The following is a 24320-nucleotide window of genomic DNA, read 5'->3' on the forward strand; positions in this document are numbered from 1 at the left end:
AAGGGCCGGTCCGCCTCTGGAGGCCCTCCACCTGGGCCGCCCTCTGGAGGCCCTCCACCTGGGCGGCCCCCTGAAGGCCGTCCCCGCGCCCGGGTCACCCCGCCGCACACGCGCGGGGCGACCCGGGCGGGGGAGCCCGGCCGCCCCCCGCGAAGCCGGCCCGGCGCCCCGGTGACCGAATCCGGCCGACGAGCGGGGCAAGCCCGAAAGATCCCTTACCAGCCGCCCCGCACCGGCGGATACTACGAGCATGCGCTTGCTGGAGCGGGACTCGTCGTTGGCGTCGCTGGCCGAGTACGCGGCCGAGGCCCGCCGAGGTGAGGGCCGGCTGGTCCTGATCGCCGGCGAGGCGGGCGTCGGCAAGTCGGCGCTGGTCGAACACTTCCAGCAGGACCTGCCCGAGGCGCGCTGGTCGTGGGGGGCCTGCGACGGGCTGTTCACCCCGCGCCCGCTGGGGCCGCTGTTCGACCTGGCCGACCAGCTCGGCGGCCCGCTGCTGGAGCTGTGCCGCGCCGGCGCCGGACGCGAGGAGCTGTTCCGGGGGCTGCTGCGCGAGGTCACCGACCCGGCGCGCCTGGACGTGGTCGTCGTGGAGGACATCCACTGGGCCGACGAGGCCACCCTCGACCTGCTGCGCTTCCTGGGCCGGCGGCTGCGCGGCAGCGCGCTGCTGCTGGCCACCTACCGCGACGACGGCCTCGCGGCAGCCGACCCGCTGCGCGTCACCCTGGGCGACCTGGCCTCACAGCGCTCGACCCGCCGCATCGGCCTGGCCCCGCTGTCCACCCGGGCGGTACGCGAGCTGGCCGGCGGCAGCGACGCCGACGCCGGCGCCCTGCACCGGCTGACCGGCGGCAACCCCTTCTACGTGACCGAGGTCGTCCAGGCCGGCATGCACGAGGTGCCCGGCTCGGCCCGCGACGCGGTGCTGGCGCGCGCCGCCCGCCTGAGCGGCCCGGCCCGCCAGGTGCTCGACGTCGCCGCGCTGATGGGCACCCGCGTGGAGTGGCGGCTGCTGGAAGCGGTGACCGACTGCCCGGCCCCGGCCGTGGACGAGCTGCTGGCGTGCGGGCTCCTCACCGGCGACGGCGAATGGCTGCGCTTCCGCCACGAGATCGCCCGGCTGGCGGTGGAAGGCGCGCTGCCCGCCCGCCGCGGCCGCACCACCCACGGCCGGGTCCTGGCGGCGCTGGCCGCGCTGGGCTGCGACGACGACGCCCGGATGGCCTTCCACGCCGAAGCCGCCGGCGACGCCGCCGCGGTCCTGCGCCACGCGCCCGCCGCCGCCCGCCGCGCGGCCTGGCTGGCCTCCCACCGCGAGGCGGCCGCGCAGTACCGGCGGGCCCTGCGCTTCGCCGGCCAGGCCGACCCCGCGACCGTGGCCGAGCTGTGCGAGGAGCTGGCCGACGAGGCGGCCCTGCTCGACCACTGGCAGGACGCGGCCGAGGCGTGCGAACGGGCGCTGGCGCAGTGGCGCGCGGCCGGCGACCGGCTGCGGGAGGGCACCGCGCTGCGCCGCCTGTCACGCATCAAGTGGAACCTGTGCCACGGCGAGATCGCCGACGCCGAGGCCGCCGTGGCGGTCCTGGAGCCGCTCGGGCCCGGCGTCGAGCTGGCCTGGGCCTACGCCACACTGGCCAACCACCGGATGCTGCGCTACGAGCACCACCTGGCCGAGCCGCTGGCCGAGCGCGCCCACGAGCTGGCCGAGCCGCTCGGCGCCACCGACGTGCTCAGCGACGCCCTCAACACCCGGGCCGCCTGCGCCTGGATCCGCGGCGAGGCCTGGGAGGCGCAGATGCGCCGCGCCCTCGACGTCGCCCTGACCGGCCGGCACCAGGACCGGGCCGGCCGCGCGTACACCAACCTGGTCGCCATGCACAGCGGCCGGCGCCGCTTCGCCGAGGCGGAACGGTGCGCGGCCGAGGGCATCGCCTACTGCGACGAGCACGACCTGCCCACCTACGGCACCTGCGTGCGCGGCGAGCTGGCCACCGTCATGGAACGCACCGGCCGCTGGCAGGAATCGCTGGCCATCAGCTCCGCCATCCTGGCCACGGTGGGCCGCTCCCCGTCCAACCGCATGTGCACCATGCGCCGGATCGGCTCGGTCCTGGCCCGCCGCGGCGAGCCCGGCCTGTGGCCGCACCTGGACGAGGCGGCCGAGCTGGCCGACCGCACCGGCGAGCCACAGCAGATCCTCCCGGTACGGCTGACCCGCGCCGAGGCGTACTGGCTGGAAGGCAGGACCGGCCAGGCCCGGCGCGAGGCGGAGCTGGCCCACGACGTGGCCGCCACCTGCGACGCCTGGGACCGCGGCGCGGTCGCGGCCTGGCTGGCGCGCACCGGCTCACCCCGCACCCCGCACGGCCCGTTCCCCGAGCCGTACCGGCTGGAGCTGGCCGGCGACCTGAGCGGCGCGGCCCGCGCCTGGAGCGAGCTGGGCTGCGGCTACGACGCCGCGCTGGCCCTGTCCGGCGCGGACGGCGAGCCGGAGCTGCGCCAGGCCCTGAGCCTGCTCACCGACCTCGGCGCCCTGCCCGCGGCGCGCATCGTCAGGCGGCGGCTGCGCGGGCTCGGCGTCCGCTCCCTGCCGGCCGGGCCGCGCGCGGCCACGCGCCGGCACCCCTCCGGGCTGACCCGCCGCGAGCGCGAGGTGCTCGCCCTGCTGTGCGCCCAGCACACCAACGCCGAGATCGCCGCCAAGCTGTTCATCTCCGTCAAGACGGCCGGCCACCACGTCTCGGCGATCCTCGCCAAGCTGGGCGCGCCCAGCCGCGCCGCCGCCGCCGACCAGGCCGCCCGCCTCGGCCTGACCGACACCGCCCAGTAGACGCCGCGGCGCACGGGCCGAGCGCGCGGCTGAGCGCGCGGCAATCTAGGGAACCCGCGGCGCAACATAGGGACCCGCTCCCGATCCGGCACCCCGGCGCTCGTCCGTACGGTTGGCGCAATCCACCACGGAACGGGAGGCCGGCATGCCGCTCTACATGGACGTCCACACCATCGCCGACGGCGTCGCGATGGCCGACGTCGCCCAGGCGCACAAGGCGGACCTGCAGCACCAGGGCCGCCACGACGTCAGCTACCTGCGCTACTGGGTCGACGAGAGCCAGGGCACGATCTTCTGCCTGGTCGAGGCGCCTTCGGCGGAGGCGGCCGCGGCGGTCCACCGCGAAGCCCACGGGCTGGTGGCCGACCAGATCTTCCAGGTCCAGGAAGGCAGCTGACCCACCGCCGCACCGGAACACCCCGGATCCACACCATCGACAGAAAGCGAGACCACCCCCATGAACCAGACTCCCCGCGGCTCCGCCCGACGCTCGACCACGCCAGGGGCCGGGCGCCGCGCGGCGCCGCTGCTGCCGGCCGCCGCGATCTCCGCGGCCGTCCTCACGGCCGTCTGCCTCGCGCCGGCCGCCGCCCACGCCGCCGACCAGCCCACCCCGGCGCCGGTGTCGGTGCAGCCGACCGGCCCGGCCCCGCAGGTCGTCGGCGGCTTCTTCGAGGTCGAGGAGGCCGAGCTGGGCAGGTGCCTGGACGTCAAGGACGCCTCCACCTCCGACAACGCGCTGCTGCAGCGCATCGACTGCAAGGGCAACGACGCCCAGCTGTGGCAGCCGACCCTGCTGTCGAGCGACGGCGCGGGCACCTTCGTCTACCAGCTGTCCAACCGGGGCAGCGGCAAGTGCGTCGAGGTCAGGAACGAGGTCGCGTCGTTCGGCGCGCAGGTGGTGCAGCGCACCTGCGACCCCAGCCGCCTGGCCGGGGAGCGCTGGCTGCACCAGGGGGAGATTAAGGCCACGGGCGCGGGCTTCGGGACGCTGAAGTCGGCCCTGGACCCCTCCATGTGCCTGGACACGCTGGGGCAGCTCGCCAAGGTCTTCCCCTGCGCCAGCCCCAACGACGCCCAGCTGTGGCGCTTCCAGTGACCGATTGACCGTCACCCCCGGGGGCCGGGCCCGTACCGGATGAGGTGACAGCCGCCGGCCGTGACGCCGGCGCCGCGAGGGCCTCCCCGCCGGGGAGGCCCTCGTCGTCATGCGACTCTCACGCCGTCACGGCCGCACGGGACGGCGCAGCACCATTCCCGGCCATTCGCCGACCGTGAACGGCGCCTCCCGCTCGAACCCCCACTCCTCGTACCAGCGCACCAGCCGCCCGTCCCCACCGGCGTAGCAGTCCACGCGCAGCACCTCGGCCCCCCGCTCGCCGGCCTCGGCCAGCGCCCGGTCCAGCAGCGCGGCCCCCACGCCGCGCCCGGGGAAACGCCGGTCCACCACCAGCGCCTGCACATACAGCTCCGGGACCTGCGCCGGCTGCACGTAGGCGGCGGGGGAGCCCACGCTCAGGCAGCCGGCCGGCTCGCCGTCCACCTCGGCGATCCGCAGCCCGCCGCCGCCGGCCCACCGCTCGACCTGCTCGGTGCGGCGGGCGTCGCCGGTGAACGGCCGATCGCCCCACTGACCCGTGATGCCCCGGCTCACCAGCCACGCCACCGCGCTGTCGAACATCGCCAGCACCGCCGCCACGTCGCCGCCGCCGCCGGGCCGGATCCGCACCCCGCTCACGCCGGCACCCGCTGCCACAGCAGGGCCCGCGCCCGCTCGCCCACCTCGCGCGGCGCCCCGCCCTCCACCTTGGCGGACCCGTCGGTGACGAACCGCCGCACATCGATCACACTCATGCGCCGCACGCTAGCAGCGCCGTCCATCCCCATCTCTCTGCCGGGTGCGTCCCGCCCGTCCCCGCGACCATCCCCCCAGGGACCTTTCCGGGAACGGGCGGGACACCCTGCGGCGAGATCAGGGCGCGGCCACGTACTCATACGCGCCGGCCTCGATCCGCCCGTCCTGACCGACCTTGACCCCGTCCAGGTCGACGTCGTTGAACTTCGTCACGCCCAGCCCGATCGCCGGGCTGGTGCTGAGCAGGTGCAGCGGCCGGTTCGGATCGAACTTCGGGTCCTTGCGGACGTTCGCCGTCCCCGCCGACATCTGGAACTGCCCGCCGTGGAAGACGTTGTGGTCGTGCGCGGTGAACGCCGGGTCGGCGTAGGCGATCTTCTTGGCCGCCGACACGATGTTCTGCGACAACGTCAGGTGCGCGTTGGTGCAGCCCGCGTCGCACACCACGCCCTCGGAGTCGGCGTTGGGCAGGTTCATCGCGTTGTTGCGGAACACCGTGCCGAACACCGGCCCGTTGGTCTCGATCCGCCCGTCGTCGTGCACCGGGCCCCGCGTCACCAGCCCCGACCGCGAGCGCGGCCCGTAGATGCCGTTGTACTCGAACACGTTGCCCGACGTGCCGTCCGGGTCGTTGCTGGTGCCGTCGTCGTTGCGGCTCGTGCCCAGCTCGGTGAACGTGTCGACGTCGAAGGCGAGGTTGTGGTGCACCCGGTTGCGCGACCCCATGAAGATCTCCACCGCCGCGCCGTCGAAGCCGTAGTCGTAGCTGAAGGCCACCGACCCGCTGATGGTGTTCCACCCGATGTTCGCATCGTCGCCCTGCACCAGCATGGCGAACGCCCCCGAGTCGTCGTTGGCGTTCACCTCCTTCGGCGTCAGCGTGCTCATGTGGTTGTTGTCGACGAAGTCGTTGTTCGTCACCGCCGTGTAGCGGGCGCTCGTCTCGATGTAGACCCCCGCCGCCGCGCCGGTGATGAGGTTCCTCTCCACGACGTTGTCGTCGCCGCCCACCTTGATCCCCGCCCACGAGCAGCGGCCCGCGTCCCGGTTCACCCCCACCTGCAGGTTGTAGACCTCGATGTGGCTGCCGGCCAGGTCCACGCACGCCTCGTCGTCGCCCATCACGATCGGCGCGGCGCCCGTGCCGTAGGCGTCCACCACGATCGGCGCGTCCGCCGTGCCCGAACGGCTGAGCGCCAGCTGCCCCGACCACGAGCCGCCCCGCTTGAGCAGCAGCTTCGAACCCGGCTCCAGGGGCGCGGCCGACGCCTTGGCCAGCGTCTTCCACGCCGTGGCCGCCGAGGTGCCCGCGGCCGCGTCGTTGCCGGCGACGCTGTCGAGGTAGTAGACGGTGGCCGCTGCGGCCGCCGCGGTCCGCGCGGTGGAGGCGGCGGCCGTCCCGGCCCCCGCTCCGGCGATCACGACCGCCAGCGCCGCCGCCGAGGCACCCAGAGCCTTCGGCGTGGTGAGGGTCTTCGAGGTTAAGCCAGACACGGGGATTCAGCCTCCTGAACGAAGATCATCCAGCTTGAGGCTGCCACCATAACGGCAAAAAGTGACCAATATCGAGACTGCCGGTCAACCTTTTCGTCCACCCGGACAACCAGGCAGGCGGCACCGCCCGGGGGAGAGGCCCCGAAACCCGCGACCGGGAGGATAGACCCCCAAACCCGCGACCGGGAGGGAAGACCCCTAAACCCGCGGCCGCCCCGTCACACCAGCGCCAACTGCTCCCCGCCCCCGCGACGCCTGCCGACCGGCTCGCCCGCGCCGCACGCCATCCCGTACACCCGGCACAACTGCTCGATCTGCCCCGTGATCCGCCGCTCGTACTCCGGCGACGGCAACCCCGCCGCGTCGTACAACTCCTCATACCGGGCCACCAGCCCCGGATGCGCCTGCCCGAGCCACTCCAGATACCACGACCGCGTCCCGGCCGGCAGCCGCAGCACCACCGGCTCCACCGCCCCCGCGCCCGCCGCCGCGATCCGCCGTACCGTGGCCGCCAGCTGGTCGGCCGCGTCGCTGAGCAGCGGCAGCACCGGCGCCATCAGCACCCGGCACTCCACCCCCGCCTCCACCAGCGCCGACACCAGCTCCAGCCGCGCCTGCGCCCCCACCGCGCCCGGCTCCACCGCCCGCCGGATCCGCTCGTCCACGAACGCGATCGACACCGCCACCCGGGCCCCCGCCCGCGCCAGCAGCGGCGCGTCGCGCAACACCAGCGGGCTCTTGGTGTAGACCGTGAACGGCACCCCCGCCTCGCCCAGCGCCCGCACCACCCCCGGCATCAACCGGTACGTCGCCTCCGCCTCCTGGTAGCAGTCGCCGCCGGCCCCGACCGCCAGCGACTCGCCCTCCCAGCGCGGCAGCTCGGCCCGCAGCCGCTCGGCCACGTTCGGCCGCACCACGATCCGCGTGTCGAAGTCACGCCCCGCATCCAGCCCCAGCCGCCGATGCCCGCCGCGCGCTCCGCACCCCCGGCACGCGTGCGCGCACCCCCGGTAGGGGGAGACACCCCACTGCTGCGACACCCCCGCCGTCACGGGCAGCCGCTCGATCACCGTGCGGGCCTGCATCTCGTAGAACCCGCCCCGCAGCACCGCCCGCCGCTCGATCAGCGGACGATCGTCAACCGCGTCCACCAGCGAAAGCGCGTCCCAGCCCACACCACCCAGTGGAACACGCATTCGACTCCGTTTTCAACCCGACCGCCAGGCCTCACGCGGAAACGGCGCGAAGACGCCGTCCGGGTCCCAGCGCCCCCGCAGCCGCCCCAGCCGCTCCCACGCCGCCGGCGCGAACGAGCGCCGCACCCGATCCGGGCCCGCCAGCAGGTCCGTCTCGGCGATGTAGTGCCCCGACCCCAGCGGCGCGACCCCGTCCATCGCCGTGCGCAGCCAGCCTTCGTTGGCCGCGTCGTCCGCCGGGTCGTCCCAGATCGCGTACCCCACGACATAGCTGGAGCCCAGCACCGAGAACGCCATGTCCGCCGCCCCGCGCCCCGGCCCGGCCGGCGCCGGCGAGGCCAGCACCAGCGACCTGTCCGACGGCGCCCGCGCCAGCTCCCGCGCCAGCGGCGGCAGCACCGCCGCCAGCCCCCGCTCCGACCACAACGTGTCGGCCGCGCAGCGGTCACCGTGCCGCCACACCCCGTCCGAGGCGTCCAGCAGCGCGTCGAACCCCACCGGCTCCTCCCGCGTCCGCTCCAGCGCCCGGCCCGCCCACGGGCACGCGGCGAACGCCTCCAGCGACCGCCCCGCCTCCTCCCGAGACCCGGCGAAGCAGGTGGCCGTCACCGAGACCACCTTGCGCCCGCTCCCGTCCGCCTGCGTGCCCACGATCACGCTCAGCTCCACCGGCGCGGGCAGCACCGCCGCGACCTCCTCCACCCACGACGCCACCCGCTCCACCTCCTCCAGCGCGAAGACGTACGCGCTGCGCACGATCACCGCCGGCGCCCGGCGCAGCGCCAGCCGAAAACGCGTCACCACGGCGAACAGGCCGGCCCCCGCCCCACGCGCCGCCCAGAACAGGTCGGCGTTGTCGCGCTCGTCGCAGCGCACCAGCTCACCGTCCGCCGTCACCGCCTCGACCCCGACGACACCACCACAGGCCGGCCCCCACGCCCCGGGATTCCAGCCCAGGCCGCCGCTGGTCAGGTAGCCGCCCACCGCCACCGACCCGCAGTGCCCCACCGGGAAGGCCAGGTCCCGCCCGGCCAGCGCCGCCGCCAGCTCGCGGCCGGTCACCGCCGGCCCCACCACCGCCGTGCCCGAGGCCGCGTCCACCGCGCACCCGCGCAGCCGCGACAGGTCGATCAGCATGCCGCCCTCCCGCAGCGAGCAGCCGATCCAGTTGTGCCCGCCCGCCCGCACGGCCACCGGCATGCCCGCCGACCTGGCCAGCCGCACGGCGCGCGCCACGTCCCGCTCGTCGGCGGCCCGCACGATCACCTCGGGGGAGCGCGCGGGCTTGCGCGCGTTCCACACCATGCCCGCGCGGACCTCCTCGTAGCCGGGATCGCCCCGCCGTACCAGCTCCAGCTCCCCGGCCTGTCCACCTGCGGACATCGAAGTCCTTCCCGGCCGCGCGGGGCGACCCTGCTAGCGGGCGATCAGCCCGAAGACGGCGACGCACGCCGCATACCCCGCCACCAGCACCAGCGCACCCGCCGCGCTCGCCCGCGCCGGGACTCCCGGCCGCAGCCACCACGCGAACGCCCGGTTGACCAGCGGCATCAGCGCCCACGTCAGCAGCGCCACGCTCGCCATGTTGCCGACGAACAGCACCAGGAAGACCGGCCACCCCGCCCCCAGCAGCACCCGCACCAGCGTCAGATTGAGGACCATCACCGTCGGATACAGGGCCAGCAGCACCGACATGGCCTGCTTCCAGTCGGGCGGCCCCTGCTGCGCGCCGCCGTCGGAGCGGAACCAGCCGGAAAAAGCCGACCTGACCGTGCGCACGTCGAAGTCCAGCACGCAGTCGCGCCCGTCGCGCAGGAGCCGGCCGCGCGCGGCCGAGTCCATCCAGCCGTCCAGATGCTCGCGGGTGTCGTAGCGCAGCAGCACGACCCAGTGCTCCTGGATGCCCGGCACCGGTTCGAACGTCTCGACCCCGAGGAAGCCGGGGAAGCGCTCCTGGGCCTTGCGCATCTCCTCCTGCCAGCGCAGGAACTCGCGTTCGCGGCCGGGGCGCACCCGGTGGGAGATGACCGCCGTCACCGCGTCGCCGCCCGGGCCGCGGCCCGCCAGGACCTCCAGCGCCGACGGCTCCTCCAGCAGCGGCCGGACCTCCGCCAGCAGCCGGGCCCGCACCTCCGAGTCCAGCCATCCGGTCAGCCGCCCGGCGCTGGAGAAACGGCACACGACCACCCACGAGCCTTGTTCGCCGGGAATGGGGGGATAAACCTCCGCGCCCTCGAAACCCGGGAATGCGTGCATGGCGTCGGTCATTCTCCGCTGCCAGCGCCGATATTCCTCCTCGCCACCCTCGCGGACCTTCGAGGAGATCACGACGGTGGCACCGTCACCGTCGCTGCCCGGAATGGCGTGACGTTTCACCTGGTCAAGTGTAGTGCAGGGCAACGAGGGAAGAACAACGGCGACAATCCCGACAAATCATTGTATTAAATCAAAAATTCAGGCGAACTTTACGCATCGGAGGCCACACCATGGGACATCGAGAATTCATGGCAGAAGCCGCACGACTCGCCGCCGAATCCGTCGAAAACGGCTGGGGCGGCCCCTTCGGCACCGTCATTACCATGAACGATGAGATCCTCGCCCGCGGACAGAACCGCGTCCTGCTCACCGGCGACCCCACCGCCCACGGCGAAGTCGAAGCCATCCGCAAAGCCATCCAGATCCTCAACCCCGAAGCACCCTCCATCGCCGAGAACAACAACAACACCTCCACCCTCCAACTCGTCCCACGCCCCGACGGATCACCCGACCCCCTCCCCGAACGCGCCAGAATGCTCATGGGCTGCACCCTCTACACCAGCGGCGCCCCATGCCCCATGTGCATGAGCGCCATCTACTGGTCAAGAATCGACGCCGTCTACTTCAGCGCCGACCTCGAAGCCACCAGCAAAATCGGCTTCAGCGACGCCTTCCAATACGAAGACTTCCAAAAACCCCTCGACCAGCGCAGAATCCACATCGAACAGATCCACCCCGAACTCGGCGAAGAGGCCTACACCCTCTGGACCAACAAACCCGACAACCACCCCTACTGACCACCCACACCCGGGGGAGTGGACGCGCAGCCGCCCACCCCCCACACAAAACCCCTCGCCACCCCCCACCCATCGCCCCCTACACTGCCCCCGTGCTCAAACCCGACTACCCCCTCATCACCCCGCGCCTGACCCTGCGCCCCTTCACCCCCGACGACCTCGACGCCGTCCACGCCTTCGAATCCCGCCCCGACGTCACCCGCTACCTCTACTGGGAAGCCCGCGACCTCGACGCCACCCGCGCCGGACTCGACACCAAGATCAGCCGCACCGCCATCACCGCCGAAGGCGACGGCCTCAACCTCGCCGTCGTCCGCCGCGACACCGGCCACCTCATCGGCCTGGCCATACTCATGTGGACCAGCGAACAACACCGCCAAGGCGAGATCGGCTACATCCTCCACCCCGACCACCACGGCCACGGCTACGCCACCGAAGCCGCCCGCGAGATGCTCCGCCTCGGCTTCGAAGGACTCCACCTCCACCGCATCGTCGGCCGCCTCGACGGCCGCAACACCGCCTCCGCCCGCGTCCTGGAAAAACTCGGCATGCGCCGCGAAGCCCACCTCATCCAGAACGAACACGTCAAAGGCGAATGGACCGACGAGGTCATCTACGCCATGCTCGCCCGCGAGTGGACCCCATGACCATCCTCCACCTCGCCCTGGCCACCGACTGGCAGGCCGCCCAGCACACCGGCGACTACCGCGTCTCCACCCTCGGCCGCACCCTGGACGACGAAGGCTTCATCCACTGCAGCCGCGACACCGCCCAACTCCACGGCGTCCACGACGCCTTCTACACCGCCGTCACCGAACCCCTGCTCGTCCTGGAGATCGACCCCACCGGCCTCGACGTCCGTATCGAGAACGGCTTCCCCCACCTGTACGGCCCCCTCCCACTCACCGCCGTCACCGCCACCCACCCCTACCAACCGCCCCCCGGCCACACCAGCACCTGATGTGGCCGGGGCCGTACCCGCCCCGGACCCGGCGCGGTGGCTGGGCCGGTCCCGCCGCCCTCCGGTCGAGCCGGTCGTCGACGTGCCGGTCGACATCAGGACGCGCGGCGACGGCCCGCTGGGAAACCGACTGGCCATGATGCCCGTCACCCTGCCCTGCGCCGGCAGGCGAGGCAGCACAACGAGCCTCCGCAGCCTCAAGAGGGGGGTCGGCACGCCGATGACGATGGACGCCAGGTGTGCTGAAGCCGCAACGAATGATCCTGTTGATCTCGTCGCGGGGCAGGAGCTTGCCGCACAATCAGGATGCCGTTGGTCAGGGACCGGCCCCCAACCCCGCGTGCAGCCAGACAGGCCTGCCACTGGTGCCAGTCCGCCTTCCTCGTTCACGTGAGATCGGTCGGCGTGCCCGGTCGTGCGGCGTTGACGGTGCGTTCATGCGGTCGCACACTCGGCATCGGGGCAATTCGGCACTCGAAGACGGTGACGTGATGACATCCGATCCGCAGACGTCCACAGTCAACGGGTCCGAAGCCGTCGCGCCCTTCGCACCCGGACCAACCGGGCCCTGGCTGTGCGCGGAGGCCCAGCGCATGATCGGCCCTTCGTATCGCCGGGCGATCGGCAGCCTGCCGGCGGAGCTGGGGCGCGTGGCGCGGTATCACGCCGGCTGGTGGGACGACGAGGGCAGGGCACGCGCCAGGGCCGGCAAGGCCGTGCGGCCGGCGCTGGTACTGGCCAGCGCGCGAGCCGCGGGTGCCGACAGGGGGGTTCCGGTCCCGGAGGTGGTTGAGGCCGCGGTGGCGGTGGAACTGGCCCACGACTTCACGTTGCTGCACGACGATGTGATGGATGGCGACCGCACCCGGCGCGGCCATCCCGCCGCGTGGACGGTGTTCGGCACCAGCCTGGGGATCCTGGCGGGCGACGCACTTCTTGTGCTGGCGCTGAAGGTGCTGGACAACCGCGCGGGGGCCCCGGTCTTGACCCAGGCGCTGCTGGAGCTCTGCGCGGGTCAGGCCGCCGACCTGGCGTTCGAGACCCGCCAGGACGTTGGGCTGCCCGAATGCCTGGCCATGGCCGAGGCCCTCCTGGGGGTCTGGGGCGGCCCGATCGCCACCGGCAAACCCGCGAGCTCAGACCTGGCCTCTCGCAAGAAGTCGTTGCCGGTCGTCGCCGCTCTGACCTCAGGGACCGCTGCGGGGGAGCGTCTGGCCCGGATGTACCAACGTGAGCAAGACATGGACGAGCACGCGATCGCGCACGCCGCCGAGCTGATCGAAGCCGCCGGAGGCAAGACCTGGGCGCAGCAGGAAGCCGAACGGCGGATCGTCGCGGCACTGGATGCCCTGACCGCAGCCCACCCCGACCCGGCCGCCACCACCGACCTCCACGCCCTGGCCGCCCTCATCACCCGCAGAGACCGCTGACATGACCACCCGCCCCTGGCCGGCCACCCGACGACGCAGCCGATCTCGCCTGGGACCTCTTTCGCCGGCTCCCGAGCGATCACCCCCGGGACACCTGTTCCTCTCGGCCCCCGGCCACTCGGTCAGATCAGCGATCTCCTGCTCCTGCCGGGTCTGCTCCGCCTGACGGCGAGCCGCGACCTCCCGCCGCGCCGGCGACTCCAGAACCGAGCCCATCGCCGATGCACTCCGCGCTCGTCACCGGCGCCGCCGCCAGACAGATCCGTGGATCCTCCGGCCCGGGTCGACCGGCGAACGGCTGGGCGGCCACTGGATCCCCCCGGCCGGTACCCGGCCCACCTGCGTCTGCACATCCACACCAGAACAGGGACCCTGAGAGGTGGGCCATGAGCCCGATCCTGGAAGGAAAGACCGCTCTCATCACCGGTGCCGCCTCGGGGATCGGCGCTGCCGCCGCCCGGGTGTTCAGCCGGCACGGGGCACGGCTGGTCCTGGCCGACATCGACGACGAGGGCGGGCAGTCGGTCGCCGAGGGCGTGGCCAAGAACGGTGGCGAGGCCATGTTCGTCCACACCGACATCACCTCCGACCGTGAGGTCGCGGCGATGGTCCAGGCCGTCGTGGCCGCCTATGGGCGGCTCGACTGCGCCTTCAACAATGCCGCCATCGACGGAGCCATGGCACCGCTGCACGAGGCCAGCGCGGAGAACTGGGAACAGGTCCTGCGCGTGAACCTCACCGGCGTGTTCCTGTGCCTGAAGCACGAAATCGCCCAGATGCTCCGGCAGGGCGGCGGCTCGATCGTCAACACCGCCTCAGTCGCCGGCCTGGTCGGCGCCGGCACCACCCCGGCATCGGCCTACGTCGCGTCCAAACACGGCGTGGTCGGCCTGACCAGGCAGGCCGCCCTGGAATACGCCGAGCAGCGGATCCGCGTCAACGCCGTCTGCCCCGGGGCAGTCCGCACGCCGATGACGCAGGAGGCCATCCGGCAGGGCCTGATCAGCCTGGAGGACATCGTCGGCCTCCAGCCGGTCAAGCGGCTGGCCGCACCCGAGGAGATCGCCGAGTCGGCCGCCTGGCTGTGCAGCGGCCTGTCGTCCTTCATCACCGGCCATGCCATGGCCGTCGACGGCGGCTGGACCGCGCAGTGACCGCCGACACATCTGCCCCGGTAGATCCAGAGCGCCCCCATGCCTGATGAAACGACCGTCCCTTGGGCTCGTGGCGGCCTCCCGGCCATCGGTCATCTGCTGCCCTTGCTGAAAGACCCGTTGAGCTTCCTGGATTCGCTTCCCGCTCAAGGCGATCTGGTTCGGGTCGGGATCGGACCGGCGTCGGTGGTCGTCGTGTGCGCCCCGGAGCTGAACCATCAGGTCCTGATCGACGATCGCCTCTTCGACAAGGGCGGCATGTTCTTCGACCGGCTGCGAGAGGTCGTGGGGTACGGCCTGGGCACCGTGCCCCACGCCTCGCATCGCCTCCAGCGGCGCATGCTGCAGCCGGCGTTCGTCAAATCCCGGCTGCCAGGACACGCCGCCATCATGGTCAAGGAGATCTCCAAGGTCGTCGATTCCTGGCAGGACGGCCAGATCATCACCGACGTGCCCGGCGTCCTCCACCACCTCGCCGGCCGCATCGCGACCGCCACGATGTTCACCGCACCGCTTCCCGAACCGCTGCTCGAAGAGCTGACCGACGCCCTCCACGTGGTCATGGACAGCCTGATCTTCAGGATGGCGACACCGCATGCCCTGGCCAGGATTCCGACGCGGGGCAAACGCCGTTACGACAGCGCCCGCTCCCGGCTGCGCGCGGCCACCGGCCAGCTCATCGACATCTACCACCGATCCGGCCTCGAACACGACGACCTCCTGTCGATGCTGCTCTCGGCCCGGGACGACGACGGCCTGCCCTTGTCGCAGGAGCAGATCAGCAACCAGGTCCTCACCATGTACATAGGGGGCGTCGAGACGGTCGCCGTGACGGTGGGCTGGGCGCTGCACTTCATAGCCTGCATGCCCGAGATCCGTGAACGCCTCCACCACGAGGTCGACGCCGCCCTGGCCGGACGCCATGCCACCTGGAACGACCTCCCACAGCTGCCTTACACTCGCGCCGTCATCGCCGAGACGCTGCGCATCCGGCCGCCCGGCTGGGTCCTCACCCGCATCACCACCGCCGACACCGAGCTCGGCGGGCATCATCTTCCGGCCGGAACCACCGTGATCTACAGCCCCTACCTGATGCACCGCAGGGGCGACATCTACCCCACCCCCACGGCCTTGGACCCCGACCGGTGGGACACCCGGCACACCCCGGCACCACCCCACGGCGCGTACGTGCCGTTCGCACTGGGCGCCCGCCGATGCATCGGCGACACCTTCGGCACGACCGAAGCCATGCTGATCGTCTCCTCCATCGCCGCGCGCTGGCACCTGCACCCGCACGGAGCACCCGTACGCCCCAAGCCACGCACGAGCCTCGTACCGGACCAGCTGGACCTGCGGATCACCGCCCGCACACCAGCGCCACATCCCCCACCGAACGAAAGGTAGGGCGCCATGGCAGAACCTGAGATCGTCATGCAACTGCCAGGCATGTACTTCCCCATGCCGTGGCGCACCCACCGGAAGGTGGACCTGCTGGAGAAGCAAGGCCTGGGCTTCATGGAGCGGCACGGTCTGTGCCAAGGGCCGGGTCGCCGCGAGCGCGTCGCAAACACCCGATCGGCGCTGTTCTTCGCCGGCAATTGCCCAGAGGCCGACGTGGAGCGGCTCCAGATGGCGGTGGACTGGACGTACCTGATGTTCGTCTTCGACGACTTCGTCTGTGACGAGGAAGCGCCCGAGGACGCCTTCTCCTTCCTGGACCTGGCCGTGCGCATCATCCGCACCCTCGAATCGCCGACCGCGAGCTTGCTACCGCCCGACAACCCCTTCACCGGCCCGGTCATCGATCTCGCCGAGCGGCTGCACAGCCTCGCCACCCCGACCCAGCGTCGACGCCTGGTGGATGCGCACCTGTCCTGGTATCTCGGAGTGGCCTGGGAGCGCGCCGCCCGCCGGCGGCAGCTGACCCCCACCCTGAACGACTACCTCTACACACGGCTGCTCTATGTGGCCGGCTTCCCGACGATCGCGTGGTTTCAGGTCAGCCAACCGGATGACATCCCCGACACGCAGATCAACTCTCCGGCCGTACACGCGCTGACCGAGATGGCCGGCATGGTCGCCGCCCTCGACGACGACCTGTTCTCCTACGGCAAAGAACTCTGGCACGCCTCCCGTCACCCCCCGACAACCGGTCCCCTCCTCAATCTCGTCGACCTCTACCAGAGCTACGACCCATGCAGCCGTGAGGAAGCCCAGCGGAGCGTCGTGGCACTGCGCGATCGCATCCTGGCGCGCTTCACCGAGGTCCGCGACCTGCTCCTGCCCGGCGCAGCACCACCACTGCGCCGGTACCTCTCCGATCTGACCTGCCTGATACGCGGCAACTACGAATGGGGCATCGGGGCCGGCCGTTACACCAACCCCGACGGCCGCCACCCCGGCGCTGTAAAAGTCACCGGCACGGTCACCGACCGTCCCAGCGCCCTCGGCCCACCCGAAGACATCCCTTGCATCGGATGGTGGTGGCAAGACATGCCCGGACTGGACTGACTGCCTGGTCGCCGTCGGGAGAGGTGAATCAGCGTGGGGCGTTGAGGTAGTCACCCCAGGCGCAGCCTGAGGAGTGGGGGCAGGGCCCGGCGATCACGCTGTCACTGCGCTGGTGGTGGTGACGTATGCCAACCTTTGTGACTACTTACAGCATTCACTAGTCACCAAGAGTAACGACGCGGGTAGCCTCCGAAAGAGGCGTCAGCCGACACTCGCAGGCATCCACTCGCGCGCTGAGCGGAGAGTGCATCTCATCTCATCGCCGTGCTCACGCAGCCACCACCTCTTCAACCACCGCTCGCCCAGCAGCAGAGGGAGACTTCCATGCCCAAGACAGATGCGATCATGCCGCCGCGCGATCTGACAGCACGACCCGTTCATCGCACTGACGACGCTCTCACGCTCCACGGCATCCAGCTGGAGTGGACGGTGGGGCACAACAGCGGCGGCTCCTCCGAGCCGCCCGACTGGAACAACGGACATGCGCCCTACCCCCACCACTACGAGGTGTGGCTGAACGGCGGTGACATCAAGCAGACCGTCGACCTGTACTGGGTCACCTGGTGGGGCGGCTGGAACATGGCCCGAACTCACTGGGTGTGCCTGGGCACCGAGACCGGCGCCGAGTACCGGGTGAAGATCAGGGCCAAGTTGTCCGATGGATCCTGGAGCGACTTCACCAACGAGGCCGGCGTCCGGATCGACGGCTCCCAGCACTACGAACCGCCCGGCATCCGGCCCGCGCCGCAAGCCCAGGCCGCGGCCGCCCAGCCCGCCCCCCGGCACGGCAGCATCGACCAGCCTCCCAGCCGCGCCGTGCGCGCCATCCGCGACAACGACCCCGCCCCCATCTGCGTGGCCGCCAGGGCGCTGAACACCAGCACCACCTGGCAGGAGGTCGTACCCCCGGCCCCGGCGCTGATCGCCGACCCGCCGTGGAACGGCAGCTACCTGGAATACCGCAAGTTCTTCAAGAACACGAACGTGGCCTCCGGCGCCAACCCGGCCTTCGCCGGGCTCGACCTGGCGGCCGACGCCTCCCACGGCGACTGGCCCGTCACCACCCTGGACGGCTCGGCGGCAGAGCACACCTTCTCCTACGACTACATGGCGCACCACGTGGACGGGACCTGGACCCACCAGTGGTTCATCACCCGTAATGGCTGGGACCCCGAGGACGGCCTGTCCTTCGACGACCTCGAACCCGTCCCGTTCATGGTCGAGATCCACGGCGACACCGCTGTCACCAGCTACACCACCGAGGCGCTCACGCGAAAGCGCGGCCGCCACGCCATCGTCGACATCTGGGGCGGCCACGGCGGCCCCGACGACGGCCACGGCAGCAAGACGGGCGAATTCTTCGTCTCCGTCTCCGACGTTCTGTTCACCTGACGCTCACGCGCCACGAGCCCCGGCGCCGGAAGCAGCCGAAAAGGGGCCACGCCGGTGCTCTGGCCGGACAGGAGCGAGGAACTGTCCCATGAGCCCCCTGCCGCTGGTGAGAACCACCAACGGCTCTCTCGCCAGGCGCCGACAGGAAGCGCCCGGCGAACTCCTACCGTGACTGGCCGTTCGGTTGCCGCTCCAGGGCCTTGGCCGCCTCCGGCTCGGACCACATGGCCCGAGCCGGGGCGCCTGGGGGCCAGCAGGCCGGTGATGCCGGCGATGGCTGCCGGTGTGAGGTCAACCTCGCGCCGCAGGCATCTCCAAACGGCCCATGAGAGCTGGTCGTCGCATCGCCGAGAGGGCGTCACGACCCGCCGCGGCGACGGTCGGCAGCGGAACATCAGGCGCGGCAGCCGGCGCGGCGGGGATTGCCGAAACCACCGTCGCCCACCGACCAGCCCACCGAGTGGCGCAGCATCACCACCGTCCGCGCCGCCGAGTTCCCGGCCACCATCCCGGTGGTCAACGCCTCCGCCCAGGTACGGCTGCGCTACGCCGGCGGCACCATCGTCGAGGCCGGGGTGCAGAACCGGGTGCTGACCATCCAGTGTTACGCCTGAATGGTCCCCGGCCATCCAGGCGGGCCTCCCGTCAGGGCAGGCCCGCCGATACGCCGCCCATGGCCCGGCGCCACGTCCTCTTCTGACCGCCGCACCGGGTGCGACGCTCCGTCACAGCGCGCGTCTGGAATCCCTTGTGTGATCTTCAGAGTCGTCGCCGCGCCGGCCGAGTTCATCCGCGAACTCATCGCGGAAGGCACCCACGAGGGCCTGGCCGCCGCCCGCGCCCGCGGCCAGCGACTGGAACGCCCGTCGGCCATGACCGCCGACCAGATCCGGCACGCCCCCGACCCGCTCACCCGGCCGGAGAACACCGTCTCCTCCATCGCCCGTCCACTCCGCGTCAGCCGCTCCACGATCTACAAGTACGTTCCCGAACGTACAACGGACCGACCTGCCGTCGAACCGTCGACAGTGCGAGCCGGACGGGGAGCGGGAAGCTGTCTTCGCAGCTCAGGGTCTATTTTGCGGTTGATGTCACGTTGGTTCACGGCACCCCGAGCCGTCACTACGTTCATCGCCCCGTCATCCGCAATGCCCGCCTCGGCATCCCAAACCCGACCGCCGCAGCTACGAGACCGCCGCACACACCGCCGGCCCTGAGACCACCCGGGGGAGCGGCACCCCGAAACCGCCCGCCGAAGACCACGCCGGGGGAGGAGCACCCCGGACGCCCCCACCGCCCCGCGCCAACCGCCACAATGACCCCATGGACCCGCGAACCGCCGCACAACGCTTCGCCGACACCTGGCAACACGCCTGGACCCACCACGACGTCGACGCCCTCATCACCCTCTACGCCGACGACGCCGAGCACACCTCCATGCCCTTCCGCCCACCGCACCGGGGGAGAGGAGCCATCGCCGACTACATCCGCTGGTCCTTCACCGGCGAAACCGACCCCCACGTCACCTTCGCCACCCCCATCGTCGACGGCGACCAAGCCGCCATCGAATTCCGCGTCCACGCCCACGACAACGGCACACCCGTCACCCTCGCCGGCTGCGTCTTCGCCCACTTCGACGAACACGGCCAAGCCGTACGAACCCGCGACTACTGGCACACCACCGAAGGCCACCACTGACACGGCACAACCCCCGCACCACCACGGGAGCACCCATCAGCCCGCAAACGGGCAGATCAGAACCTCAGCCCGAGATCCGCACGACCGGAGCCAGCCGCGCCTCGGCCACCTGCTCATAAGGCTGCTCGTACGGCTGCTCGTAGGACGCGCCCCGCACCGGACCGCCGTGCCCCGGCACCGCCTGCGCCTGGGGGAGCGGCGTCACCGCGCCACCACCCACAGCGACCGGACCCGCAGCGGGCGCCACACCGGGCAACGCACCGGGCCCCGCGGGAACCTGACGCGGCATCCGCCGGATCGGCTCCGTCGCGGCCCGCCGCTCCTCACACCCACCTGCGCAGTAACCGTTCGTCACGATCAACCGCCCCCGCAGCGCGGTGTACGATTCCCGGCCGGAGGCCGGCAGGACCCCCTGGCACACCGGACATAAAACAGATTCGGTCCCCACGTGCTGCTCCTCTCGCGGCGCGATAGCAGGCTTCCCACCCTAAACGCCACAGGCGCCGGGGGACAGGAAATTCACCGATGGTCAAGCGTTCCGTCATGGTCACGCACCGTCACAACCCGCCTTACTTGACATAATGTTCATTATCGAGCAATCCGACATATCCTGATCACACCCGCATCGCGCCGCCTACGATGAACACCATGAACATCGGCGCGCCCGAGATCCTCGTCCTGTTCAGCTTCGTCGTCCTGTTCGTCGCCGCCATCGCCGCCGTCGCCATCACCCGCGGCGTCCGGAGCGGCACACCGCCCCGGATACCGCACCCGGTGAGCCCGCAGGAACTCGACGCCCGCGTACGCCACCTGGCGGCCACCGGACAGCCCATCCACGCCATCAAACTGCTGCGCCAGCACACCGGCATGGGCCTCAAGGAAGCCAAGGACGCCGTCGACGGCCTGGCCCACGGCCGCCCCATCCGCCACCCCGCCCTGCAATCGCCGCCCGCCCCGCAGCCCGCCCGCCACACCGGCGACCTGGCCTCCCGCGTCCGCGCCCTCAAGCGCGACGGCCGCGCCGACCAGGCGGTCTTCCTCGTACGCGGCGAGACCGGCATGGACCACGACGAGGCCACCGCCTTCGTCGACAGCGTCCGCGACCACCCCGGGGCCGAGGCCGCGCCCACCGGCGACGCCTGAAAGCGCCGCAGGGCCGCTCCCGCTGAGGCCCCCGCGCCCTGACGCCCGCGACGCCGACGGGTTACGATCAGTTCATGCTCAGCCTGGCGATCTCCACCCCGGGCCTCATCGCGCTTACGGCCGTCGTCACCATCGCGATCATCTACCTGATCATCCTGGCGGTCCGCCTGACCCAGCGGCCCCGCAACCGCCTCACCCCCAGCGACGACCTGGTCGACCAGGCTCGCGAGCTCAAGGCCTTGGGTCAGCTCCAGGAAGCCGTCTTCCTCGTGCGCGGCGAGACCGGCATGAGCCATCGCGCCGCCACCCGCTTCGTGAACCGCCTCTGACCACCCCAAACCGGCATGAACTATCCCATACCGGACAGAAGGTGGGTTCTGTTCGGTATGAAATCCGTGCGCGAACTGGCCTGGGCGTCCGCGCGTCCAGGAGGCGGCACGTCGCGTTCACTCCGGGCGTGAGCGGCGGCTCCGCCCCTCGGCCGCCGGACGTCCGAGCAGCCTGTCGAGATCGCGGCGCTCGCGCTTGGTGGGACGGCCCGCGCCACGGTCCCGGACCGCCACCGTGACGATCTCCTCGCGCGGCGGAGGCGGAGGGCTCTTGTCGACGTAGCACTCCGCGGCCACGGCGGCGCCGACGCGCTTGGCGATGATCCGGGAGACGACCACGATGCGTTCGTGTCCGTCGTGCCGCAGCCGGACCTCGTCGCCGGGCCGGACGGCGTGCGCGGGTTTGACCCGGAACCCGTTGACGCGGACGTGCCCGCCCCGGCAGGCGTCGGACGCGATCGAGCGGGTCCTGGTCAGCCGCACCGCCCAGATCCAGCTGTCCACCCGCGCGCTCAGTTGCTCACCCGCCACTCCGCCACTGTACTGAGCCGGTCGTGTCGCCGGCGTCCAGGGCGGGCTGGTGTCGGCGGTGGCTCCGCTCCCCCTCGGGTGGGCGGTTCAGGGGGTGGCGAGGTGCCGGTGCAGGTAGTCCATGACCTCGGCGGGCTCTTCGGCGAAGTACATGAGCTCGGACAGGGGCCGGGGCAGGAAGCCTTCGTCCTCCATCCGCCGGAACTGCTGCTTGAGGCCGTCGTAGAAGCCGGCGGTGTTGAGCAGGACGACGGGTTTGTCGGTGTGGCCGTGTTTCTTGAGTTCGAGGATGTCGGTGGCCTCGTCGAGGGTTCCGGTGCCGCCGACCATGATGACGACGGCGTCGGCCTTGTCGAGCAGGAGGCGTTTGCGTTCGGCGAGGTCGCGGGCGATGACCATGTCGTCGACGCCGGTTCTGACCTTGTCGACGAGGAAGTGGACGGACACGCCCATGAGGCGGCCGCCGCTTTGGTGGACGCCGTCGGCGACGACTTTCATGAGTCCGACGTCGGAGCCGCCCCAGACGAGGGTGTGGCCGCCTTGGCCGATGAGGTGGGCGAGTTGGCGGGCGGGGCGGGTGTAGGTGTCGGCGAGGTCGGCGGCGGACAGGAAGACGCAGATGTTCATGGGCTCAACCTATGGGGCGGGGCCGGGGTGGGTTGGGGTGTGGTGACGGGGTGGAGGCGGGTGGGTTCGGATCGTGGGGGGTTTCGGTCGCGGTGGCCGGTGGGGTGTGGGTGCGTGCGGAGGTGGGAGCGGCCCTCGAAAATTCCGGCATTTCTGGACGTTTGGTGCGGCTCAGGGCGGCTTTTTGCGGGGTTATGTCAGCACTACTTGCCGCGGCATGTAAGCATCAATGCATGTACGGGACATATGTGGCTGTCTTAAACGCGCGGGACCGGTGGGACGGCGTCTCCCGCCCGCCCCGCTGACAGCGCCCCCGCCCGTGCGCCATCGCGGGCCCGCTCCGGCCGGCCCTCTCCCCCACGCATGACGACGTAGATCCGAAGGAAGTCCCCCGTTGCGTATCCTGCTGCTCTGCTCCTCGTTCAACGGCCTGACCCAGCGCGCCTGGCTGGAGCTGCGCCGGGCCGGCCATGACGTCACCGTCGAGCTGGCCCTGTCGGAGCAGGTGATGCTGGAGGCCGCCCAGCTGGCCAAGCCCGATCTGGTCATCTGCCCGTTCCTGAAGGAGAAGGTGCCCACGCGGCTGTGGCAGACCCAGCGCACGATCATCATCCACCCCGGTCCGCCCGGTGACCGCGGCCCGTCCTCGCTCGACTGGGCCATCCTGGACGGCGAGCCGAGCTGGGGCGTCACGGCGCTGCAGGCGGTGGAGGAGATGGACGCCGGCCCCATCTGGGGGTATCGCACGTTTCCGATGCCGGCCGAGCCGCCGCGTAAGTCGGCGCTCTACAACGGGCCCGTGGCCGACGCCGCGGTCGAGCTGGTGGCCGAGGTGGCGGCCAAGGCCGCCGATCCCTCCTTCACGCCGGCGCCGCTGGACTACCGGCGTCCGGAGGTGGTGGGGCGGTTGCGCCCGGCGATGCGGCACGCCGACCGGGAGTTCTCCTGGGAGGAGCCGACCGACGCGGTGCTGCGGCGGGTGCGGGCGGCCGACGGCGCGCCGGGCGGGCGGACGGTGCTGGCGGGTGCCGCTGTGCGGGTGTTCGACGTGTATCGCGGTCCGGCGTTGTCCGGCCGGCCGGGCACGGTGGCGGGCCGGCGTGAGGGTGCTCTGCTCGTTCACACGGGTGACGGGTCGGTGTGGGTGGGGCATCTGCGTCGTGACGAACCGGGCGCGGTGAAGCTGCCCGCGGTCACGGTGCTGGGTGAGCAGGCGGCGCTGGCCGAGGAGCGCAGCGGGTACAGCGAGATCACCTATGACCGCAGCGACAGTGTGGGTGTGGTGAGTTTCGACTTCTACAACGGCGCGATGTCCAGTGAGCAGTGCCGTCGGCTGACCTCGGCGCTGCGGTACGCGGTGGCGCAGGACACCCGCGTGCTGGTGGTGCGCGGGGGTGAGGTGTTCTCCAACGGCATCCATCTCAACGTCATCGATTCCGCCCGGCACCCGCAGATGGAGGCGTGGATCAACATCAACGCCATCAACCAGGTGTGCCGGGAGATCGTCTCCTGTACCGGGCAGCTGGTGGTGACCTCGATCGGCGGGAACGCGGGTGCGGGCGGGGTGATGATGGGGCTGGGCGCCGACCGGGTGCTGGTGCGTCAGTCGGTGGTGCTCAATCCGCATTACCGCACGATGGGGCTGTTCGGTTCGGAGCTGTGGACGTACACGTTGCCGCGGCGGGTGGGCGCCGAAACCGCCCAGCGCCTGACCCAGGACGCATTGCCCGTGGGGGCGGCCGAGGCCGCCGCGCTGGGTCTGGCCGACGAGGTGTTGCCGGGCTCGCGGCTGGAGTTCGAGCGTGCGGTGCTGGACTACGCCGAGCGGCTGGCGCACGATCCGGGGTACGGGCGGCTGCTGGCGGCGCGGCGGGCGCAGCGTGAGGAGGACGAGCGGCGTAAGCCGCTGGAGGCGTACCGGGTGGAGGAGCTGGCGGAGATGAGCCGGGACATGTTCGATGACCGGCACGGTTTCGCCGCGGCCCGGGCGGCGTTCGTGGGCAAGCGCAAGGCGGAGGCGACGCCGGCGCATCTGGCGGCGCATCGGGAGTTGTCCGGCGCGTCGGCAGGGGCGGGCGTGGCCGAATCTCATATGTGAGATATTCTCGGCTCT

The 24320-nt window shown here is 71.6% G+C and carries 25 protein-coding genes; 16 read left to right on the forward strand and 9 right to left on the reverse strand.

The genetic code is table 11. The features are described 5' to 3' along the window. Window positions 1-250 precede the first annotated feature (250 nt). The 3 genes from HD595_RS46425 to HD595_RS40295 all read left to right on the forward strand — a co-directional run bounded on the left by HD595_RS46425 (window position 251) and on the right by HD595_RS40295 (window position 3932). Window positions 251-2833, forward strand: coding sequence for a helix-turn-helix transcriptional regulator (locus tag HD595_RS46425; protein ID WP_301309726.1), 2583 nt, complete (start codon window positions 251-253; stop codon window positions 2831-2833). Between the two features lie 145 nt (window positions 2834-2978). Further along, entirely contained in the window at window positions 2979-3230 is a 252-nt protein-coding gene (locus HD595_RS40290; protein ID WP_253778737.1) for a DUF4242 domain-containing protein, read from the forward strand. A 60-nt stretch (window positions 3231-3290) separates the two neighbouring features. Next, a complete protein-coding gene (locus tag HD595_RS40295) occupies window positions 3291-3932 on the forward strand; it encodes an RICIN domain-containing protein (protein WP_253778739.1) in 642 nt (213 codons plus the stop codon). A gap of 126 nt (window positions 3933-4058) precedes the next feature. Here HD595_RS40295 and HD595_RS40300 read toward each other — a convergent pair whose 3' ends face one another. From HD595_RS40300 to HD595_RS40320, 5 genes are all read right to left on the reverse strand, one after another. Beyond that, on the reverse strand, window positions 4059-4571 hold the full coding sequence (locus tag HD595_RS40300; protein ID WP_253778741.1) for a GNAT family N-acetyltransferase: 513 nt from the start codon (window positions 4569-4571) through the stop codon (window positions 4059-4061). A gap of 234 nt (window positions 4572-4805) precedes the next feature. Continuing rightward, on the reverse strand, window positions 4806-6182 hold the full coding sequence (locus HD595_RS40305) for a hypothetical protein (protein ID WP_253778743.1): 1377 nt from the start codon (window positions 6180-6182) through the stop codon (window positions 4806-4808). A 218-nt stretch (window positions 6183-6400) separates the two neighbouring features. Continuing rightward, the gene (locus tag HD595_RS46430) at window positions 6401-7378 is read right to left on the reverse strand and encodes a radical SAM protein (RefSeq protein ID WP_301309728.1); all 978 of its coding nucleotides are present in this window, start codon (window positions 7376-7378) and stop codon (window positions 6401-6403) included. 12 nt (window positions 7379-7390) lie between these two features. Further along, a complete protein-coding gene (locus HD595_RS40315; protein ID WP_253778745.1) occupies window positions 7391-8761 on the reverse strand; it encodes an FAD-binding oxidoreductase in 1371 nt (456 codons plus the stop codon). 33 nt (window positions 8762-8794) lie between these two features. Beyond that, entirely contained in the window at window positions 8795-9754 is a 960-nt protein-coding gene (locus tag HD595_RS40320) for an antibiotic biosynthesis monooxygenase (RefSeq protein WP_253778748.1), read from the reverse strand. Window positions 9755-9882: 128 nt separating this feature from the next. Here HD595_RS40320 and HD595_RS40325 point away from each other — a divergent pair, with 128 nt between their 5' ends. The 9 genes from HD595_RS40325 (at window position 9883) to HD595_RS40365 (ending at window position 18493) form a co-directional block, all read left to right on the forward strand. Next, on the forward strand, window positions 9883-10431 hold the full coding sequence (locus HD595_RS40325) for a nucleoside deaminase (protein WP_253778750.1): 549 nt from the start codon (window positions 9883-9885) through the stop codon (window positions 10429-10431). A gap of 92 nt (window positions 10432-10523) precedes the next feature. After that, entirely contained in the window at window positions 10524-11078 is a 555-nt protein-coding gene (locus HD595_RS40330) for a GNAT family N-acetyltransferase (RefSeq protein WP_253778753.1), read from the forward strand. After that, window positions 11075-11392 carry a DUF952 domain-containing protein gene (locus HD595_RS40335; RefSeq protein WP_253778756.1) on the forward strand — a complete coding sequence of 106 codons (318 nt, stop codon included), beginning with the start codon at window positions 11075-11077 and terminating at the stop codon, window positions 11390-11392. Before HD595_RS40330 ends, HD595_RS40335 begins: the two co-directional genes overlap by 4 nt. A gap of 491 nt (window positions 11393-11883) precedes the next feature. Then, window positions 11884-12822, forward strand: a complete 939-nt coding sequence (locus HD595_RS40340) for a polyprenyl synthetase family protein (protein WP_253778760.1) — start codon at window positions 11884-11886, stop codon at window positions 12820-12822. Between the two features lie 386 nt (window positions 12823-13208). Further along, window positions 13209-13976: a glucose 1-dehydrogenase gene (locus tag HD595_RS40345; protein WP_253778763.1), complete on the forward strand. Its 768-nt coding sequence runs from the start codon at window positions 13209-13211 to the stop codon at window positions 13974-13976. A 39-nt stretch (window positions 13977-14015) separates the two neighbouring features. Further along, window positions 14016-15380: a cytochrome P450 gene (locus HD595_RS40350; RefSeq protein WP_253778766.1), complete on the forward strand. Its 1365-nt coding sequence runs from the start codon at window positions 14016-14018 to the stop codon at window positions 15378-15380. Between the two features lie 6 nt (window positions 15381-15386). After that, a complete protein-coding gene (locus tag HD595_RS40355) occupies window positions 15387-16487 on the forward strand; it encodes a terpene synthase family protein (protein ID WP_253778768.1) in 1101 nt (366 codons plus the stop codon). 324 nt (window positions 16488-16811) lie between these two features. Further along, window positions 16812-17879 (forward strand): lytic polysaccharide monooxygenase auxiliary activity family 9 protein, encoded by a 1068-nt coding sequence (locus HD595_RS40360; RefSeq protein ID WP_253778771.1) that lies wholly within the window; start codon window positions 16812-16814, stop codon window positions 17877-17879. A 422-nt stretch (window positions 17880-18301) separates the two neighbouring features. Further along, the gene (locus HD595_RS40365) at window positions 18302-18493 is read left to right on the forward strand and encodes a hypothetical protein (protein ID WP_253778774.1); all 192 of its coding nucleotides are present in this window, start codon (window positions 18302-18304) and stop codon (window positions 18491-18493) included. Between the two features lie 111 nt (window positions 18494-18604). Here the strand turns inward: HD595_RS40365 and HD595_RS40370 are convergent, their stop codons facing one another. Then, window positions 18605-18775: a hypothetical protein gene (locus HD595_RS40370; protein ID WP_253778777.1), complete on the reverse strand. Its 171-nt coding sequence runs from the start codon at window positions 18773-18775 to the stop codon at window positions 18605-18607. A gap of 427 nt (window positions 18776-19202) precedes the next feature. On the opposite strand from HD595_RS40370, the gene HD595_RS40375 reads away from it, so the two are divergent. Beyond that, complete coding sequence (locus HD595_RS40375) at window positions 19203-19577, forward strand: nuclear transport factor 2 family protein (RefSeq protein WP_253778779.1); 375 nt, start codon at window positions 19203-19205, stop codon at window positions 19575-19577. Window positions 19578-19641: 64 nt separating this feature from the next. Here HD595_RS40375 and HD595_RS40380 read toward each other — a convergent pair whose 3' ends face one another. After that, entirely contained in the window at window positions 19642-19782 is a 141-nt protein-coding gene (locus HD595_RS40380; RefSeq protein ID WP_253778781.1) for a hypothetical protein, read from the reverse strand. A gap of 443 nt (window positions 19783-20225) precedes the next feature. Between HD595_RS40380 and HD595_RS40385 the strand changes: the two genes are divergently transcribed. Next, window positions 20226-20720 carry a ribosomal protein L7/L12 gene (locus HD595_RS40385; RefSeq protein WP_253778783.1) on the forward strand — a complete coding sequence of 165 codons (495 nt, stop codon included), beginning with the start codon at window positions 20226-20228 and terminating at the stop codon, window positions 20718-20720. Window positions 20721-20794: 74 nt separating this feature from the next. Next, window positions 20795-21049 (forward strand): hypothetical protein, encoded by a 255-nt coding sequence (locus HD595_RS40390; RefSeq protein ID WP_253778784.1) that lies wholly within the window; start codon window positions 20795-20797, stop codon window positions 21047-21049. A gap of 117 nt (window positions 21050-21166) precedes the next feature. Here the strand turns inward: HD595_RS40390 and HD595_RS40395 are convergent, their stop codons facing one another. Then, the gene (locus HD595_RS40395; RefSeq protein ID WP_253778785.1) at window positions 21167-21580 is read right to left on the reverse strand and encodes an RNA-binding S4 domain-containing protein; all 414 of its coding nucleotides are present in this window, start codon (window positions 21578-21580) and stop codon (window positions 21167-21169) included. An 87-nt stretch (window positions 21581-21667) separates the two neighbouring features. Beyond that, window positions 21668-22207 carry an LOG family protein gene (locus HD595_RS40400; RefSeq protein WP_253778786.1) on the reverse strand — a complete coding sequence of 180 codons (540 nt, stop codon included), beginning with the start codon at window positions 22205-22207 and terminating at the stop codon, window positions 21668-21670. Between the two features lie 394 nt (window positions 22208-22601). Between HD595_RS40400 and HD595_RS40405 the strand changes: the two genes are divergently transcribed. Beyond that, a complete protein-coding gene (locus HD595_RS40405) occupies window positions 22602-24305 on the forward strand; it encodes an enoyl-CoA hydratase-related protein (protein WP_253778787.1) in 1704 nt (567 codons plus the stop codon). Window positions 24306-24320 lie beyond the last annotated feature (15 nt).

It is taken from the genome of Nonomuraea roseoviolacea subsp. carminata (genome assembly GCF_024172185.1).
Lineage (GTDB): Bacteria > Actinomycetota > Actinomycetes > Streptosporangiales > Streptosporangiaceae > Nonomuraea > Nonomuraea roseoviolacea.